This window comes from Vannielia sp. (genome assembly GCF_029212645.1).
Taxonomy (GTDB): Bacteria; Pseudomonadota; Alphaproteobacteria; order Rhodobacterales; family Rhodobacteraceae; genus Vannielia.
Window position 1 is genome coordinate 1 of sequence record NZ_JARGND010000003.1, and the last position, 14,936, is coordinate 14,936.

16 protein-coding genes are annotated in these 14,936 nt (G+C 62.8%); 11 read left to right on the top strand and 5 right to left on the bottom strand.

The annotated features are described in order from the left end of the window. Positions 1–386: 386 nt before the first annotated feature. Together P1U55_RS01400 and P1U55_RS01405 are read left to right on the top strand one after the other, a co-directional pair. Positions 387–914: a hypothetical protein gene (locus P1U55_RS01400; RefSeq protein ID WP_301045681.1), complete on the top strand. Its 528-nt coding sequence runs from the start codon at positions 387–389 to the stop codon at positions 912–914. Between the two features lie 165 nt (positions 915–1,079). Further along, positions 1,080–1,307 carry a DUF1127 domain-containing protein gene (locus P1U55_RS01405; protein ID WP_301045682.1) on the top strand — a complete coding sequence of 76 codons (228 nt, stop codon included), beginning with the start codon at positions 1,080–1,082 and terminating at the stop codon, positions 1,305–1,307. Between the two features lie 110 nt (positions 1,308–1,417). Here P1U55_RS01405 and P1U55_RS01410 read toward each other — a convergent pair whose 3' ends face one another. Together P1U55_RS01410 and P1U55_RS01415 are read right to left on the bottom strand one after the other, a co-directional pair. Further along, positions 1,418–2,383 (bottom strand): phosphoadenosine phosphosulfate reductase, encoded by a 966-nt coding sequence (locus tag P1U55_RS01410; protein WP_301045683.1) that lies wholly within the window; start codon positions 2,381–2,383, stop codon positions 1,418–1,420. Positions 2,384–2,472: 89 nt separating this feature from the next. Continuing rightward, a complete protein-coding gene (locus P1U55_RS01415) occupies positions 2,473–3,651 on the bottom strand; it encodes an acyl-CoA dehydrogenase (RefSeq protein WP_301045684.1) in 1,179 nt (392 codons plus the stop codon). 122 nt (positions 3,652–3,773) lie between these two features. On the opposite strand from P1U55_RS01415, the gene P1U55_RS01420 reads away from it, so the two are divergent. The 8 genes from P1U55_RS01420 to P1U55_RS01455 all read left to right on the top strand — a co-directional run bounded on the left by P1U55_RS01420 (position 3,774) and on the right by P1U55_RS01455 (position 11,710). After that, complete coding sequence (locus P1U55_RS01420) at positions 3,774–4,673, top strand: MoxR family ATPase (RefSeq protein WP_301045685.1); 900 nt, start codon at positions 3,774–3,776, stop codon at positions 4,671–4,673. Between the two features lie 64 nt (positions 4,674–4,737). Then, positions 4,738–5,169 carry a hypothetical protein gene (locus P1U55_RS01425; protein WP_301045686.1) on the top strand — a complete coding sequence of 144 codons (432 nt, stop codon included), beginning with the start codon at positions 4,738–4,740 and terminating at the stop codon, positions 5,167–5,169. 15 nt (positions 5,170–5,184) lie between these two features. Beyond that, a complete protein-coding gene (locus P1U55_RS01430) occupies positions 5,185–6,447 on the top strand; it encodes a VWA domain-containing protein (RefSeq protein WP_301045688.1) in 1,263 nt (420 codons plus the stop codon). A 64-nt stretch (positions 6,448–6,511) separates the two neighbouring features. Further along, on the top strand, positions 6,512–8,308 hold the full coding sequence (locus tag P1U55_RS01435) for an OmpA family protein (protein ID WP_301045689.1): 1,797 nt from the start codon (positions 6,512–6,514) through the stop codon (positions 8,306–8,308). A gap of 144 nt (positions 8,309–8,452) precedes the next feature. Continuing rightward, positions 8,453–9,016 carry a YeeE/YedE thiosulfate transporter family protein gene (locus P1U55_RS01440; protein WP_301045690.1) on the top strand — a complete coding sequence of 188 codons (564 nt, stop codon included), beginning with the start codon at positions 8,453–8,455 and terminating at the stop codon, positions 9,014–9,016. 3 nt (positions 9,017–9,019) lie between these two features. Next, complete coding sequence (locus tag P1U55_RS01445) at positions 9,020–9,610, top strand: YeeE/YedE thiosulfate transporter family protein (protein WP_301045691.1); 591 nt, start codon at positions 9,020–9,022, stop codon at positions 9,608–9,610. Between the two features lie 127 nt (positions 9,611–9,737). Next, positions 9,738–10,700 (top strand): XdhC family protein, encoded by a 963-nt coding sequence (locus P1U55_RS01450; protein ID WP_301045692.1) that lies wholly within the window; start codon positions 9,738–9,740, stop codon positions 10,698–10,700. After that, entirely contained in the window at positions 10,697–11,710 is a 1,014-nt protein-coding gene (locus P1U55_RS01455; RefSeq protein ID WP_301045693.1) for a molybdopterin-binding protein, read from the top strand. Before P1U55_RS01450 ends, P1U55_RS01455 begins: the two co-directional genes overlap by 4 nt. 132 nt (positions 11,711–11,842) lie before the next feature. On the opposite strand, the gene P1U55_RS01460 is transcribed toward P1U55_RS01455, so the two are convergent. From P1U55_RS01460 to infC, 3 genes are all read right to left on the bottom strand, one after another. Next, complete coding sequence (locus P1U55_RS01460) at positions 11,843–12,223, bottom strand: hypothetical protein (protein ID WP_301045694.1); 381 nt, start codon at positions 12,221–12,223, stop codon at positions 11,843–11,845. Beyond that, positions 12,220–13,050 (bottom strand): hypothetical protein, encoded by an 831-nt coding sequence (locus P1U55_RS01465; protein WP_301045695.1) that lies wholly within the window; start codon positions 13,048–13,050, stop codon positions 12,220–12,222. Before P1U55_RS01465 ends, P1U55_RS01460 begins: the two co-directional genes overlap by 4 nt. A 218-nt stretch (positions 13,051–13,268) precedes the next feature. Continuing rightward, positions 13,269–13,763, bottom strand: a complete 495-nt coding sequence (infC, locus tag P1U55_RS01470) for a translation initiation factor IF-3 (protein ID WP_301045696.1) — start codon at positions 13,761–13,763, stop codon at positions 13,269–13,271. A gap of 257 nt (positions 13,764–14,020) precedes the next feature. On the opposite strand from infC, the gene P1U55_RS01475 reads away from it, so the two are divergent. Continuing rightward, positions 14,021–14,905, top strand: coding sequence for a translation initiation factor 3 (locus P1U55_RS01475; RefSeq protein WP_301045697.1), 885 nt, complete (start codon positions 14,021–14,023; stop codon positions 14,903–14,905). Positions 14,906–14,936: the final 31 nt, after the last annotated feature.

The following is a 14,936-nucleotide window of genomic DNA, read 5'->3' on the forward strand; positions in this document are numbered from 1 at the left end:
CGAGACGGAAGTGACCTATGAAGATGGTCGCAAAGGCCAGATCACCGCGACGCTGGGGGCAAGACGCTTGTGTCGGGCATTTCGAGGATCAAAACGTTGGGGCCGGGACATGCAGATGACTCCGGGTTGTCGGAGTTGTCTGCCGTGTCGGGCCATGAAGCGGGGCCGAAGCGGGTGTTACGCGGTGTCATGTTCGATATCCTAACATGGTTTTCCTAAGATTTGCTTGCCCCTTGGAAGCGAAAGACGGTTTCGTTAAAGTTTTTTTAATAGTTTTGTCTTTGGGGTTTCACTACATGGCGCACTTTGGCCCGATTGTTTCAGTTTTGGCAGTAATTGCCGGTCCACTGGGGGCGCAACCGGCCTGTCCAACCCCACAGGATTTGGTGGAGGGAATCGCTGCGCAGGACGATGAGGGCAGTGTGACGACCTATCGCTCGGCGGGGGTGCCGGGGGTGATCCGCGAAACCACGCTGTTTGATGACAACACCGGCTTTGTGGTCACCTCCCAGGGCGGCTTGTTGGTGCAGGAAAGCGCCAATCTTGCCGCTGGGGGAGCCGTGGAGGCTGGCAGCGTTGTGACCACCAGCTACACCAACCCGCAAGCGGTGTTTCCGGTGGCCGAGGGCATGGTGCGGGAGTTGAAGGCAAATGAGCAGCGCGCCGATGGCACGCCCGACGTGGCGACAGAGGTGCTGATCGAAACCAGCCTCCAGCGACGGGTGCTTTATGGTGGTTGTGAGGTGGCGGCGATCCCGGTGCGGCTGACCTATCGCCGCAGCGACGGGGATGCGCAGGAGTTCGTTGATTTCCTGCCTGCTTATGGCATCTCGCTCTATCTTGGCGGCGGCGAGAAGGGGCAGGCGCCCGATATTTACCGCATCGTTGAGTTCAGCAAGGCGCCGCCGCAATAAATCGGCCGCAGTAAGCCCGCCAGCTCTCCCTTTTGTCTACGCTGCATTGCAGCAATTGCATGGCGGGGATGCGGGATTGGCGGTGGTAGGCTGGCAGGTGACACCTTTATTGTAAGGCCAAGCGCGTGACCGCAATGACGCAGTCAACACTCAAGGAGTTACAAGATGGCCACCCCCGCAACAAACGCCGATTTCGCCCACCATGGTTTTGGCGCGCGCATCGGCGCCGGTTTCAGCCGCGTGTTCGGCACGCTGGTGAAATTGGCCGAGAACAATCGCCGCTACAAGGCGGCCCAAGAGTTTGCAAAGATGTCTGACGAGGAACTCGCCAAGCGTGGCTTGACCCGTGCTGACATTGCGCGCCACGTCTATGGCGATATGTTTTACATCTGAGCCGGAAGGGTCAGGACACCGCCCCAAACAGGGCGCGTGTTGGAAGAGGGGCTGCCGGGCAACTGGCGGCCCCTTTCTTTATGTGACGGTCGGGCGGGGTATCAGGGCGGTTATTCGGCGGCGGCTTGTGCGCGGCGCGGGGCGGGCAGGCTGCGGCCTTCGGCGCTGAGGGCGGCTTCGGCATCGGCGAGGGCCTTGCGAAGGCGCGGCCAGTCAAAATGCGTGAGCGCGTGGCGCGCGACAAGGCCCATGCGCCAAGGCTCAGCCGCGCGGTCAAGGCGCACCACGAGGCGGCGCAGGTAGGGGCCATGCTCGCGCCGTTTGCGCAGCAGCTCAAAAAACCGGGCAGAGGTGAGGCGGCCATGGGCGGCGTGCCGGATCATGCTGGCCAGAACGCCCATTTCATGCAGCTCATGCGCCAGATGCGCCCCAAAGCCGGGGCAGCGCAGGGGGGTGATGTTGCTGTCATGAAAGAGCGAAGCATGCATGGCGTCTTCTCTCACCTGCGGATCAAACAGGATAAACACCTGCTCGGCGGCTTCGCACATTGACGGGGCGTAGCCGTAGCGCGAGGTGAAATCATGGCGGCGCAGCTCGGGAAAGCGCTTGTCCCACCCGGCGCGGTCAGGGGCGAGGGTGGCCACGGGCGCAATGGCGATTACACGCGCACCGGGCGCGGCGACGGAATAGGTGGCAGCGGCGTAGCCGGAAAGGCCAACGCCGAAAAACACCACCTCGTCAAACTCATCAAAGAAGCCCTCATCGACCAGCCGATCAAAATAGGCGTAAACCTCGGGGGCGCGGAAGGTGCCATCGGTTTCGCTATAGAGGCAAAGCTGCGAAAACCCCTCGCGCCCCGCGACCTCAAGGCCAAAGGGCAGTGCCCCCTGGGCCTGGTCGCGGATGGTGGCGGCACTTTCAAAGGTGACGAGCAGCGTTTCACCATCTTCGGTGAGCAGCGCGCCGTGATCCTCGCCGAGGCGCAGATGCGCCCCGTGCTCGGCACCGTGGGTATCAAGCGTCAGCCGCCACGCAGCGGCGCGATTTTTATGATCCGGGTCCGTTCTGGCAGCCATCTCTCGCACTTCCGGCGTGTTACCTTTCGTAATTTAGGGCTGATGGACGGGTTTATCCATGGGGGTGGGCGGCTGTTGCCAAATCAGCATCAAAAGAAGGCTTGAAGCCCGGTTTGTGCACGCCCGAGGATCAATGCATGAATGTCGTGGGTGCCCTCATAGGTGTTCACCGTTTCAAGGTTGGCGGCGTGGCGCATCACCTGAAACTCTTCGGAAATGCCGTTGCCGCCGTGCATGTCGCGGGCCACGCGGGCCACATCCAGCGCCTTGCCGCAGTTGTTGCGCTTCATCAGCGAAATCAGCTCGGGCGGGCAATCATCGGCGTCCATCAACTGGCCGGCCCGCAGCGCGCCTTGCAGGCCAAGGCTGATCTCGGTTTGCATATTGGCGAGCTTCAGCTGGAAAAGTTGGGTTTGCGCCAAGGGGCGGCCAAACTGGTGGCGATCAAGGCCGTATTGCCGCGCCGCGTGCCAGCAGAACTCGGCCGCGCCCATGGCCCCCCAGGCGATGCCGTAGCGGGCCTTGTTGAGGCAGCCAAACGGGCCTTTCAACCCTTCGACATTGGGCAGGAGCGCATCCTCGCCAACCTCGACGCCCTGCATCACGATCTCGCCGGTGACAGAGGCGCGCAACGAGAGCTTGCCGCCGACCTTGGGGGCCGAAAGGCCCGCCATGCCCTTTTCAAGCACGAAGCCGCGGATCTTGCCGCCATGCGCCTCTGACTTGGCCCAGACCACGAAGACATCGGCGATGGGCGCGTTGGAGATCCACATCTTGGAGCCGGTCAGCTTGTAGCCGGTGGCGGTTTTTTCGGCGCGGGTTTTCATGCCGCCGGGGTCTGAGCCGGCGTCAGGCTCGGTGAGGCCAAAGCAGCCGATCAGCTCACCGCTGCACAGGCCCGGAAGGTATTTGCGGCGCTGCTCTTCGGAGCCGTAAGCATTGATCGGGTGGATCACCAGCGAGGATTGCACCGACATCATGGAGCGATAGCCGCTGTCGACGCGCTCGATCTCGCGCGCGATCAGCCCATAGGCGGTGTAGGATGCCCCAAGCCCGCCGAACTCCTCGGGGATGGTCACGCCCAGCAGGCCTGCCGCGCCCATCAGGGGAAACAGCTCTGGCGCAACGGTGGCTTCGCGGTAGGCTTCGATCACCCGCGGGGCCAGCTCGGCCTGTGCGAACTCAGCCGCCGCGCGGGCCAGCATACGCTCGTCTTCGCCCAGCTGTGCTTCAAGGCGGAAAGGGTCATCCCAGGTAAATGTGCTCATAGAATCCTCCAAATTTGCGGCGGACACTATCCTCAGCTTTGGGCGAGGGAAAGGGCTGTGCGGCTTTGGTCGCCCTTGACCCTATGCGCCCCAGATGCAGCATGGGGCGCAGGAGGACGGGTATGCAATCCATCGACGATGTACAGGCCGCCCTGGGCGAGCAGAATTATGTGTGCGGACGGGCACTTGCGACGGTGGTGTTCCTTTCGCTCAAGCTGGGGCGACCGCTGTTTCTGGAAGGTGAGGCGGGGGTTGGCAAGACCGAGATCGCCAAGGCGATTGCCGCCGCTCTGGGCCGCCGTTTGATCCGGTTGCAATGCTATGAGGGGTTGGACGCGGCAAGCGCGGTTTATGAGTGGAACTTTGCCGAGCAGATGATCGCCATTCGCACCGCCGAAGCCTCTGGCGGGGCGGATCGTGACGCGCTGAAAGACGAGCTTTTTACCGAAGACTACCTGATCGCGCGCCCCTTGCTGCAAGCCATGCAGCCCCAGCCCGGCGGCGCGCCTGTGCTGCTGATCGATGAGTTGGATCGCACCGATGAGCCGTTTGAGGCCTTCCTGCTGGAGGCGCTCAGCGACTTTCAGGTGACGATCCCCGAGCTTGGCACCATCAAGGCGCCTGAGCCGCCGATCGTGATCCTCACCTCCAACCGCACCCGCGAGGTGCATGACGCGCTGAAGCGGCGCTGCCTTTATCATTGGGTGGACTACCCGACCTTTGATCGTGAGCTTGAAATCCTGCAAGCCCGCGCCCCGGAAGCCGCCGAGGCGCTGAGCCGCGAAGTGGTGGCCTTTGTACAAAAGTTGCGCACCGAAGACCTGTTCAAAAAGCCCGGCGTGGCCGAAACGATTGACTGGGCCAAGTGCCTTCTGGCGCTGGATGTGCTGGAGATCAGCCCCGAAACCATTGCCGACACGCTGGGCGCGATCCTGAAGTATCAGGACGATATCGCCAGGTTGCAGGGGGCCGAGGCGGCGCGGCTCCTGGATGAGGTCAGGGCCGAGCTTGCGCCTGCATAGGGGCTGTGCCACCCTTTTGCCCGCAGCACGTTTGCGGGAAAAGACATTGGAAAGGTAACGAGTTATGGCAGAAAACAAAGCAGTAGGCGGTGCGGTTGGCGGCCTGGTTGATGCGTTGGCGGGCTTCGCCCAAAGCGCGATGGACGCCTCGGTAAAGCACGCCGCACGCGAGGAATACCGCGCCCGGTGGAAATCTCAGGTGATGGAGGTGTTCAACGACCCTTCCAGGATTGACGACAATATGTGCCGGGTTGGCGGGGTTACCGGTGTGTTGCTGGTGATCGGTGTGGCCGAGCCTCGCGCGATCAACCTTGTGCCGGTGCCCACCTACCGCGAATTTCTGGGCATCCATGTTGCGGGCTATGGCAATGATCCGGCCGAGGTGAAGGCGCGCTATCTGCAACAGCCCAGCATGGTGGCGCTTTCGGCCAATACCCACCTGCACCGGGTGGATTACTATGTGTGGATGAACCGGGTTGAGGCCATGACGTGGTGATGCGCACCGTGTGCCATGGTTAAACTCCCCGATCTGGAGTTGCCGGAGACCCCGCGCCTGACCCACAACATCACGTGGTTCGCGCGGGCGCTGCGCAAGGCGGGCCTGCCAATTGGCCCCGGCCGGGTGATTGATGCGATCCGGGCGGTGGAAGCAGCGGGCTTCACCTCAAAAACCGATTTTTACCACACGCTTGCGGCCTGCTTCATTTCCAAACCCGAGCAACGCATTGTTTTTGCGCAAATCTTCCGGCTCTACTGGCGTGATCCACGCTATATGGAGCATATGATGAGCCTGATGCTGCCCTCGGTGCGCGGCGTGCAGGAGGAAAAGGCGGCGCAGGCGGCTGAAAAGCGCGCCGCCGAAGCGCTGCTGGATGGGGTGGACCGTGATCTGCCCGACATGCCCGAAGAGCAGGGCGGTGACACCCAGATCGAGATTGATGCGTCGGCCACCATGAGCCGCGAGGAGCGCCTGAAAAGCCTCGACTTTGAGCAGATGTCCAATGATGAGGTGGCCGAGGCCAAGCGGATCATCGCGCGGATGGCGCTTCCGGTGCGCCCGTTGCAAAGCCGGCGCACCCGCGCCACCCCGCGCGGCCAGATCGCCGATTGGCGCGCCACCATGCGCGCCGCCATGCGCAAGGGCGGCGAGGTGACGGAGTTTGCCGCCAAGAGCCGCACCGAGCGCTGGCCTGATCTTGTCACCCTGTGCGATATCTCCGGCTCGATGAGCCATTACAGCCGGATCGTGCTGCATTTCCTGCATTCGGTCGCCAATGCCAAGGGGGCGGGCTGGGCGCGGGTGCATGCCTTCACCTTTGGCACCCGGCTCACCAATATCACCCGCCATCTGCGCACCCGTGATGTGGATGCCGCCCTGGCCGCCGCCGGGGCCGAGGCACAGGATTGGGAGGGCGGCACCCGGATTGGCGCCTGTTTGCATGAGTTCAACCGCGATTGGTCCCGCAGGGTGCTGTCACGCGGGGCGGTGGTGCTGGTAATCACCGATGGGCTTGACCGGGACGCGCCGGAGCGGCTGGCACGCGAGATGGAGCGGCTTTCGCTCTCGGCGCGCCGCCTGATCTGGGTAAACCCGCTGCTCCGTTGGGATGGGTTTGCCCCCAAGGCCGCCGGAATTGCCGCGATGCTGCCCCATGTCACCAGCTTTCGCGCAGGCCACAACATTGCCTCGCTGGAAGCGCTGGCCGATGCGCTTTCGCGCGAGGATGGCGGCGGTGAGAAGGCCCGGCTGATGAAGATGCTGCACGAGCGCTAGGGAACTTGCGCGCCGCTCTGTTCGTTGACGATCCAACGCGTCACGCGAAAAGAGGAGCATTTTCATGCTGAAGAGCATTCGTAACACCACGGCCCTTGTGGCCGCATTTTCCCTGATCAGCCCTGCTATTGTCACGGCTCAGCAAGCCCTGAGCGGCCCCGCCGCAGAGCTGTGTGCGCCCGAACGCCGCCCGGTGAACAGCACGCTGGCCAAGGATCTGGGCCTGAAGCTGCCGCAGAAATTCCGCCAGGCGCTGGACGAGAAGCCGACCGCCGGGCCGGTCGCGATGGCGAAGGGCAAGCTAAACGGCGAAACCACCGTGTGCCTGACGCCCAAGATGGTGCAGGATTGGGGCGGTGACATTGCCTATTTGCAGGAGGAGCTTTCCGTCGCTGAGGTGACGGTGGCGGGGGGCCCAAAGATAGTGCCCGCGCCTGTTGAAGCGGCTCCGGCTGAGGCGGCACAGGCCGTTGTACCCAAGGCCAAAGGCAAGGCTGTGCCCAAGGCCGATGCTGCGCCTAAAGCCGATGCGGCACCCAAACCCAACCTCGCTCAAAACGAGGCTCCCAAGCCCAATCTCGTAGAAGACAAACCTGAAATGCAGGCCGATGGGAACAAGACGGTGAAGCCGAAAGCGGCCCTTAAACCTAAGCCCGCGGTGCGTCCCAAAGGGGTGAATGAACTGCCCGGTCAGGCCTCAGAGAATGCCGTAACCACCACTGGTAAGCCTGCGGCCGCCCAACAGGATATTTCCGCCGTCGCTGAGCAGATCGAACAGCAATCCGCCCAAGAGGCGGACCCGGCCGTGCAGGCCAATCTTGCGGAATCCGAAGCGCCCAAAGCCTCGGCGGCGGCAGCGGCAGATGCGCAAGCCTCTGCTGTGCTTGAAGAAACCGTGACCGAGGATAACGCCCGCTCCAGCGGTGAGGAATTTTCCTCCGGGTTTCAAAACCAGCCTCAAGCGGTGGCAAACGGCGGCTCCAGTGGCGGCAACGACGGCATGAGCGACCTTGAAAAGGCGCTGCTCGTCGGCCTTGGTGCGGTGGTCGTTGGCCAGGCGCTGAAGGGCGACGATAAAGCCACCGTTGTGAGCAAATCGGATGACCGGGTGGTGGTGCTGGAAGACGGCCAATACCGGGTGATCCGCGACGATAACGAGCTGATCGAGCGCCCCGGCTCCACGGTAAAGCGCGAAAGCTTTGACGATGGCTCCACCCGCACCACGGTGACGCGCGAAAACGGCGTGCAGATTGTCACCATCCGTGATCCTGAATTGCGCGTGTTGCGCCGCACCCGGATTGCGCCGGATGGCACCCGCACCGTGCTGATTGACGACACGGTGGAGATTGAAGCCGTTGATGTTTCGGCCCTGCCGGACCCGGTGGAGCAACCCGAGGTGCGCGAGGGGGATCTGCGCGCAGCGCTGGAGGCCGAGGCGGGCACGGATCGCCGCTTTGCGCTGTATCAGGTGCGCAATATCGAACGGGTGCGCAAGCTTGCGCCTTCGATTGACCTTAGCGCGATCAACTTTCGCACCGGCAGCGCGGTGATTGATCCGCAAGAGGCCCGTGAACTGGCCGATCTGGGCAACTTGATTGCCGCCTATGTGGAGGAAAACCCTGGAGAAATCTTCCTTGTTGAGGGGCACACCGATGCGGTGGGCAACGCCGCCTACAACCTCGCCCTGTCTGACAGGCGGGCGGAATCGGTGGCGTTGGCGCTGACCGAATACTTCGATGTTCCGCCTGAAAACCTTGTGGTGCAGGGTTACGGTGAGAGTGATCTGAAGCAGCGCACCCTTGAAGCGGAGCGGGTGAACCGCCGGGCTGCGGTGCGCCGGATCACCGGGCTACTGCGCTAAAGCCATCGGAGGAAACACAGGAAAAAGGAAGGGCAGGCGGGGTGACTCCTCGCCTGCCTTTTTGCTGTTTGATCGAGATCAATTCACATTCTGACTTTTGAATGTTAATATATCACATCCTTTGAATGTGAATGGGAGGGCGGAATGACCGCAGACAAACCCCTAAACTGGAAGATCGGCGGCGTTGCTCTTGGCCTCGTCTTCTTCCTCGCCGTGCTATTGGTAAAGCCGATTGGCGTTAGCACACAATTCGTGATCCTCGACGGGATCTTGGCAGATATCGCCGCGCCCGAGTTCATCACTCAAACCGAGGAGGGCTACACCTCAACCAACGCCTATATGGCGAAATCCGACGGCAAGTACGCCAAGTCTGCCGCAAATCCGCTAAATTACTCTTTCATTTTCGTCCTCGCGATGGCCGCGGGGGCTTTTGCCTCTGTGATGGCGCGCGGTGGGCTTTCGAAATCCGAGCGGGTGGCGCCGGCGCTTTGGCGCGCAAATTTCGGCGATAGCGCGGCAAAGCGCTACGCGGTGGCCTTTGTTGGCGGCTTCGTGGTGCTTTACGGCGCGCGGTTGGCGGGGGGATGCACCTCGGGACATATGATGAGCGGAATGATGCAAACCGCTGTTTCGGGCTACATTTTTACCGCCGGGGCTTTTGCGGCTGCAGTGCCGGTGGCCATGATCATGTACAAGCGGGAGGGCTAAGGTATGCAAATCATCCTCGCAATCGTCATAGGGGCCGCTTTTGGCGCGGTGCTCGACCGGGTTGGCGCCGCCAACCCAAACTGGATCGGCAAGATGCTGAGCCTCAAACATTTGCACCTCGCGAAAACGATCATTCTGGCAATTGGTGTTGGCTCGGTCTTGATGTTCGGTGGCCAGATGCTGGGCCTCGTGGAGGTTGGCCACATGTCGGTGAAGGCCGCCTATGTCGGCGTTTTCATTGGCGGATTGTTGCTCGGCGCGGGCTGGGCGGCTTCGGGCTATTGCCCTGGCACGGGCGTGTGTGCGGCGGCGTCGGGGCGCAAGGACGCGCTGTTTTTCATCGCCGGGGGGCTGCTTGGCGCGGCCGCTTACATGGCGACCTATCCCAGCTGGAAAGCCAGCGGCCTGCTTGACGATATCGCAGGCGGCAAGGTGACATTGGGCGCCGTGCCGGGCGCGTCTTACGACGGGCTGTTCGCGGTGTCTGGCGACGTGCTGGGGGTTGCGCTTGGGGCGGTGTTCGTCCTTGTGGCCATTGTGCTGCCTGAGCGGCTTTCAGGCGATGGGGCCGGGGTGGAAACGCCCGCGGAGTAAGCGCTTCGTTGCACGACTTGGGAATGCCGCGCGGGGCCACTCGCGCGGCTTTTTCCTGCGACCAAGGAAGGGGAGACATTGCCGCCCGCCGTGGTAGACTGCCCCGTGCGAGAGAGGAGCTCCCCCCATGGAAAACATTGCAGAACAAGCGCTTGCGTGGCATCGCGCCGGAAAAGGCGCGGCATTGGCGACGGTGGTGCAAACATGGGGATCAGCGCCGCGCGGCGTGGGCAGCTTGCTGGCGATCAGCGGCGCGGGCGAGATTGAAGGCTCGGTCTCGGGCGGCTGTGTGGAGGGTGCGGTGGTGGCCGAAGCGCTGGCGGCGCTGGAGAGCGGCGAGAGCGTGATCCTCACCTACGGCGTGGCCGATGAGGAGGCCTTTGCGGTGGGGCTGGCCTGCGGCGGAACGATCCGGATCATGGTGCAGCCGGTTGGGGCCGGGATGCCGGTGGCGCTGCTGGAAGAGCTGTGCGAAGCGCGGGCAGAGCGGCGGGCGGTGGCCTATGTGGTGGATACTTCCGACTGGTCGGCCCGGCTTGCGGCAGAAGAGGAATTTATCGAGCGTTTCCGGGCGGATAGATCTGGCTTTGAAAGTGATGAGATCACCTTTGTGGGGGTGCATAACCCGCCGCTGCGGATGGCGATTGTGGGGGCGGTTCATATTGCCCAGACGCTGGTTTTGATGGCGCGGAACGTGGGGTTTGATGTGGTGTTGATCGACCCGCGTGAGGCCTTTGCCTCGGAAGGGCGCTTCCCTGGTGAGGTGATCTCGCATGACTGGCCCGATGAGGCGCTGGAGGCTTGGGGAATTGATGCGCGCACGGCCGTGGTGACGCTGACTCATGACCCCAAGATTGACGATCCGGCGATTGCGACCACCTTGAAATCAAAGGCTTTTTACCTTGGCTGCCTCGGCTCGACCCGCACCCATGCCAAACGGGTGGAGCGGCTGGTGGCGCAGGAGTTCAGCGAGGCGGATATCGCGCGAATCCATGCGCCGGTGGGGCTGGATATTGGCGCGAAGACGCCGGCGGAAATTGCTGTTGCGGTGATGGCTGAGGTGACGCAGGTGCTGAGGCAGGGGTCGTGAGGTTTGGCGCGACCCCTCTGAGCGAGGCTGAGGGCGGGATTTTGGCGCATTCCCTGCGGCTGGAGGGGCGCAGGCTGGCGAAGGGTAAGTACCTGACATCAGAGGATATTGCTGATCTTGGCGCGGCAGGGTTCAGCACGGTTGTGGTGGCCTTTCCCGACGAGGGGGACGTTGGTGAGGACGTGGCGGCGCAAGGCTTGGCGGAGGCGATTGTGGCGGGGCAAAACGCCACTGGATTGCGGCTGACCACGGCGCATACCGGGCGGGTGAACCTGATCGCCGAAGGGCCGGGCGTGCTGGTGGTGGATCGGGAGAAGGTGAACCAGATCAATGGCATAGACGCCGGAGTTACACTGGCTACATTGGCTCCGATGACGCGGGTTTCCAAGGGATTACTTGCGGGAACGGTGAAGATGATCCCCTATGCGGTGCCGGGAGATGCGCTGGCGGAAGCGGTGGAAATTGCGCCGGGGGCGCTGCGGGTTGCGCCTGTGATCACACGCCGCGCGGGGCTGATCCTCACGGAGGTGCCGGGGCAGAAAAAAACACTTAATGACAAAGGCTTGAAGGCCATTCTTCAACGATGCGAGGCGCTCGGGATTGCGCTGGACGATGTACGGGTGGTGCCGCATGGGACGGATAGGATTGCAGAGGCGCTTTCTGTGATTACGGGGGAGATCGTGATGATCCTGACCGGCTCTGCCACCAGTGACAGCCGTGATACCGCCCCCGCAGCGGTGCGGCGGGCGGGCGGAAAGGTGCATCGGTTTGGGATGCCTGTTGATCCGGGAAATCTGTTGTTCCTCGGGCAGTTGGGCGACAAACGTCATGTGATTGGCTTGCCGGGATGTGCTCGGTCTCCGGCGCTGAACGGGGCCGATTGGGTGCTGGAACGGGTGGCCTGCGGGATGCCGCCAAGCGACCGGGATTTCGCGGAAATGGGGGTTGGCGGGCTCCTGAAGGAAATTCCGATCCGCCCGCAGCCGCGAGAGGTGTCCCGCAAGGGTTAACGCGGCTGAGGCGCGGCCCAAAAGCGAGGGGCCATAAGGGATGCACAAGCGATGCACAACCCATACATACGCGATTATCGCACCCGGCGAGGGGGTTAAGGCAGCGTTCGCGCATTTGTGCCGAGGCGGAACCTAAATACTGTCGTGCGCCAGTGCAGGTGCCGGTTTGAGCACGACCTGCACAAGGGCTGCGCGCTCAGAACCGCTGGCCCCGAGATGGGTGAAAGGGGCGAGCCGCAGGCGGGCGTCTCCCGACGGGGTGACGAGGTGCAGGTTGACCGCGATCGGCTCCAGCGTGGGATAGCCGGGCAGGAGCAGGCCTTGAGGGCCGCAAGCCTGCGCAAGCGGCGCAGTGGCCTCGCCGCCCTCCCAAGTGGCCTCGATCACGCCTGCGGCGGCATCGGGGCAGCGCAGGTAGACGACGGTTTTGAAGTGTTCTCGCCCAAACCACCAGAACGCCAATGCCGTGAAGGCAAGCAGGGCGAAGGCGGTGAGGCGCAGGCGGCGGCTCATGGGATCACCTCTAGAACATAATCGGCCTCGTCGGTGTGGCCAGCGGAGCGGAGCTTTGCCTCTATCGGGGCCCAATGGGTGGTTTGCCCCGAGGCGGTTTGCGCCGCGACGACCATGGCGCGCATACCGTGATAGAGCGCCACGGCGATGCGCAGCACGTCCTTGTCGGGGCGGGCCGGTTTGGTGGACCGTTTGATGAGAATGGCCAAGTAGGCGGCGACGACGAAATCCTCGGCGGCGGGTTCGGTGATGGTATAGCTGTAGTCGTCACGCGGGCTGCAATTGGTGAAGCCCCCCGCCCATTTGACGCCGGTGGTCACAGCGGCATTGGGCAGGTGGGTGGAAACACCGATCCGCTCGGACCAGGCCTGAAGGGCGGTAGGATAAGCGGCCTTCACGTCAGTATAGGCGGGCTTGCCAAGTTGGCCGCGCCCGATGGTGGCGCCGTCGATGCCGTGCCGTTCCAACCAGCTGAGGCGACCGGCTTCGGCGGCGTAGATCCGCATGACCATGCTGGCGGTGAGAAACCGGTGGGCAATGGCATTGCTGGCGGGGGTGCCGGCGAGCACCGCATCCACCGCCTCCCCCGGCAGCGAGGTAATATCGGGAAAGCCGCAGCGGCTTTTCAGCAGGGTGATGGCGTGGCGATCATCCGCCGAGATGTTGCCGCCGTAGAGGGTGCGAAAGAGGATCAGCACTGCGTTCGCATCGAGCGCGGCGATCTCGGCGCTGGTGGCGGCGTTTACGATGCGCACCGCCTCGTTGTCGCTGTCGATCCAACTCGCGGCGGCGATGCGGCGGCGGACTTCGTTGGAGGTGACGGCCATGCAACGGGCTCCTTGAAATGCATAGTAGAAAGGAAAATGGCCGAGAAAGAAATGGCCAAGAAGGAAATGGACCAGCGAAATGGGCCGGCCAAGCCGGTGAATGGGGGCAGGGTAATGGAAAGGGGGGTTAGGCGGGCGTGAGAAAGCCGTGAAGGGCGCATGAAAAAGGGCGGCACGGGGCCGCCCTTTGCATGGGATGGTTTCGGCGCGCGGGCGCTTCAGGTTTGCAGCGGGTTGATCATCATGACCATCTGGCGGCCTTCCATTTTAGGCATGCTCTCGACCTTGCCGACATCCTTGATGTCTTCGGCAACGCGTTGGAGCAACTCGCGGCCCACGTCCTGGTGGGCCATTTCACGGCCCCGGAAGCGCAGGGTGATCTTCACCTTGTCGCCGTTGCCGAGAAACTTGAAGACATTGCGCATTTTGACGTCGTAGTCGTGCACATCGGTGTTGGGGCGGAATTTTACCTCCTTCACCTCGATGATCTTCTGCTTCTTGCGGGCTTCGGCCTCTTTCTTCTGGGTCTCGTATTTGAACTTGCCGAAGTCCATGATCTTGCACACCGGCGGGGTGGCATTGGGCGAGATCTCGACAAGGTCGAGCCCGACCTGTTCGGCGAGTTCCATCGCGCGCTCCGGCGTAACAACGCCGACGTTTTGTCCTTCATGTCCGATGAGCCGGATTTCGGTGGCCTTGATGCGATCGTTCACGCGGGGGCCTGTGTCACGCACCGGCGGGGCGTTGTGGGGTCTGCGGGCTATGGGATCTGTCCTTTTTTGCCTTCGGTTACGAGGGTAAATTACCTGTCAAATGAACACTGTTCAAGCGCGATTAGGGTGGCGGGAGTTGGCCGGTGACGCTGCATTGCCACGAAGGTGCTTTTCTTTCGGGTGGCTGAGTGGCAAATGGGGGCATGTGAGAGCCCCGCTGTGAGGGTTCCGCTGGTGACAAGAGGGAAGTCAGGATTATGAACAAGACGATGATCGGGGGTATCGTGGTGGTGGCATTGGCCATTGGCGCATACATCTATGCGACTGGCGGGGCCGATGAGGCCATCGAGGGCGCAACCGGAGCCGTCGACAACGCGACCGAAACTGTGAGCGACGCGGCCGAAAGCGCTGGCGCAACAGTGTCTGAGGGCGCGGCGGATGCGGCGGATGCCGTAGCCGAAACGGCAGAAACCGCCGTGGAAGAGGCCGGGGAAGCCGTTGAGGCCGCCCAAGAGACCGCAGCCGAAGCGATGGACGAAGCCGAAGAAGCTGTTGACGCGGCCACCGATATGGCCGCTGACGCTGCCGAAGGCGCGGCTGATGCCGCTGCCGATGCGGCAGAGGGCGCGATGGACATGGCCTCCGAGGCCGTGGACGACGCCACCGAGGCGGCGAGCGAGGCAGTTGACGCTGCCGAGGACGCCATTGATGCGGCAACAGACGTGACAGGTGACGCGGTAGACGCCGGTGAGACCGCGGCCGAGCAGGCCGTGACCGAGACCGAGCGCGCGGCAGAGGCCGTGGCTGATGGCGCGACGGATACCGCTGAAGAAGCTGCTGGTGACGCAACCGAAGCTGCTGGCGAAGCAACCGAAGCTGCCGCTGAAGAAGCCGCTGCGGCAGTGGAGTCCACCGAAGCTGCCACCGATGCGGCGGGCGAGGCTGACGTGCCAGCGGGTTTTGACATGTCGCTCCTGACCGCAGAGGGCTTTGACTTCGACAAGGTCAGCACGATGATCGAGGAGAGCGACCTTGGTGCGCTCCAGAAGACCACGCTGATCCGGGGTCTCGATGCGGCAAAGGACAATCCTGAGCTGCTCTCGGGCGCTTTGGACAAGGTCAAAGACGCGATCGGGATGTAACTCCTTTCCCTTCCGGGAAATGGAACCCCCG

Excerpts from the sequence above, each read along its gene's own strand:
- P1U55_RS01445 (WP_301045691.1), top strand. The coding sequence starts at position 9,020 with ATGCAAATCATCCTCGCAATCGTCATAGGGGCCGCTTTTGGCGCGGTG.
- P1U55_RS01415 (WP_301045684.1), bottom strand. The coding sequence starts at position 3,651 with ATGAGCACATTTACCTGGGATGACCCTTTCCGCCTTGAAGCACAGCTG.
- P1U55_RS01430 (WP_301045688.1), top strand. The coding sequence starts at position 5,185 with ATGGTTAAACTCCCCGATCTGGAGTTGCCGGAGACCCCGCGCCTGACC.
- P1U55_RS01420 (WP_301045685.1), top strand. The coding sequence starts at position 3,774 with ATGCAATCCATCGACGATGTACAGGCCGCCCTGGGCGAGCAGAATTAT.
- P1U55_RS01425 (WP_301045686.1), top strand. The coding sequence starts at position 4,738 with ATGGCAGAAAACAAAGCAGTAGGCGGTGCGGTTGGCGGCCTGGTTGAT.
- P1U55_RS01435 (WP_301045689.1), top strand. The coding sequence starts at position 6,512 with ATGCTGAAGAGCATTCGTAACACCACGGCCCTTGTGGCCGCATTTTCC.
- P1U55_RS01450 (WP_301045692.1), top strand. The coding sequence starts at position 9,738 with ATGGAAAACATTGCAGAACAAGCGCTTGCGTGGCATCGCGCCGGAAAA.
- P1U55_RS01460 (WP_301045694.1), bottom strand. The coding sequence starts at position 12,223 with ATGAGCCGCCGCCTGCGCCTCACCGCCTTCGCCCTGCTTGCCTTCACG.
- P1U55_RS01475 (WP_301045697.1), top strand. The coding sequence starts at position 14,021 with ATGAACAAGACGATGATCGGGGGTATCGTGGTGGTGGCATTGGCCATT.
- P1U55_RS01405 (WP_301045682.1), top strand. The coding sequence starts at position 1,080 with ATGGCCACCCCCGCAACAAACGCCGATTTCGCCCACCATGGTTTTGGC.
- P1U55_RS01465 (WP_301045695.1), bottom strand. The coding sequence starts at position 13,050 with ATGGCCGTCACCTCCAACGAAGTCCGCCGCCGCATCGCCGCCGCGAGT.
- P1U55_RS01440 (WP_301045690.1), top strand. The coding sequence starts at position 8,453 with ATGACCGCAGACAAACCCCTAAACTGGAAGATCGGCGGCGTTGCTCTT.
- P1U55_RS01410 (WP_301045683.1), bottom strand. The coding sequence starts at position 2,383 with ATGGCTGCCAGAACGGACCCGGATCATAAAAATCGCGCCGCTGCGTGG.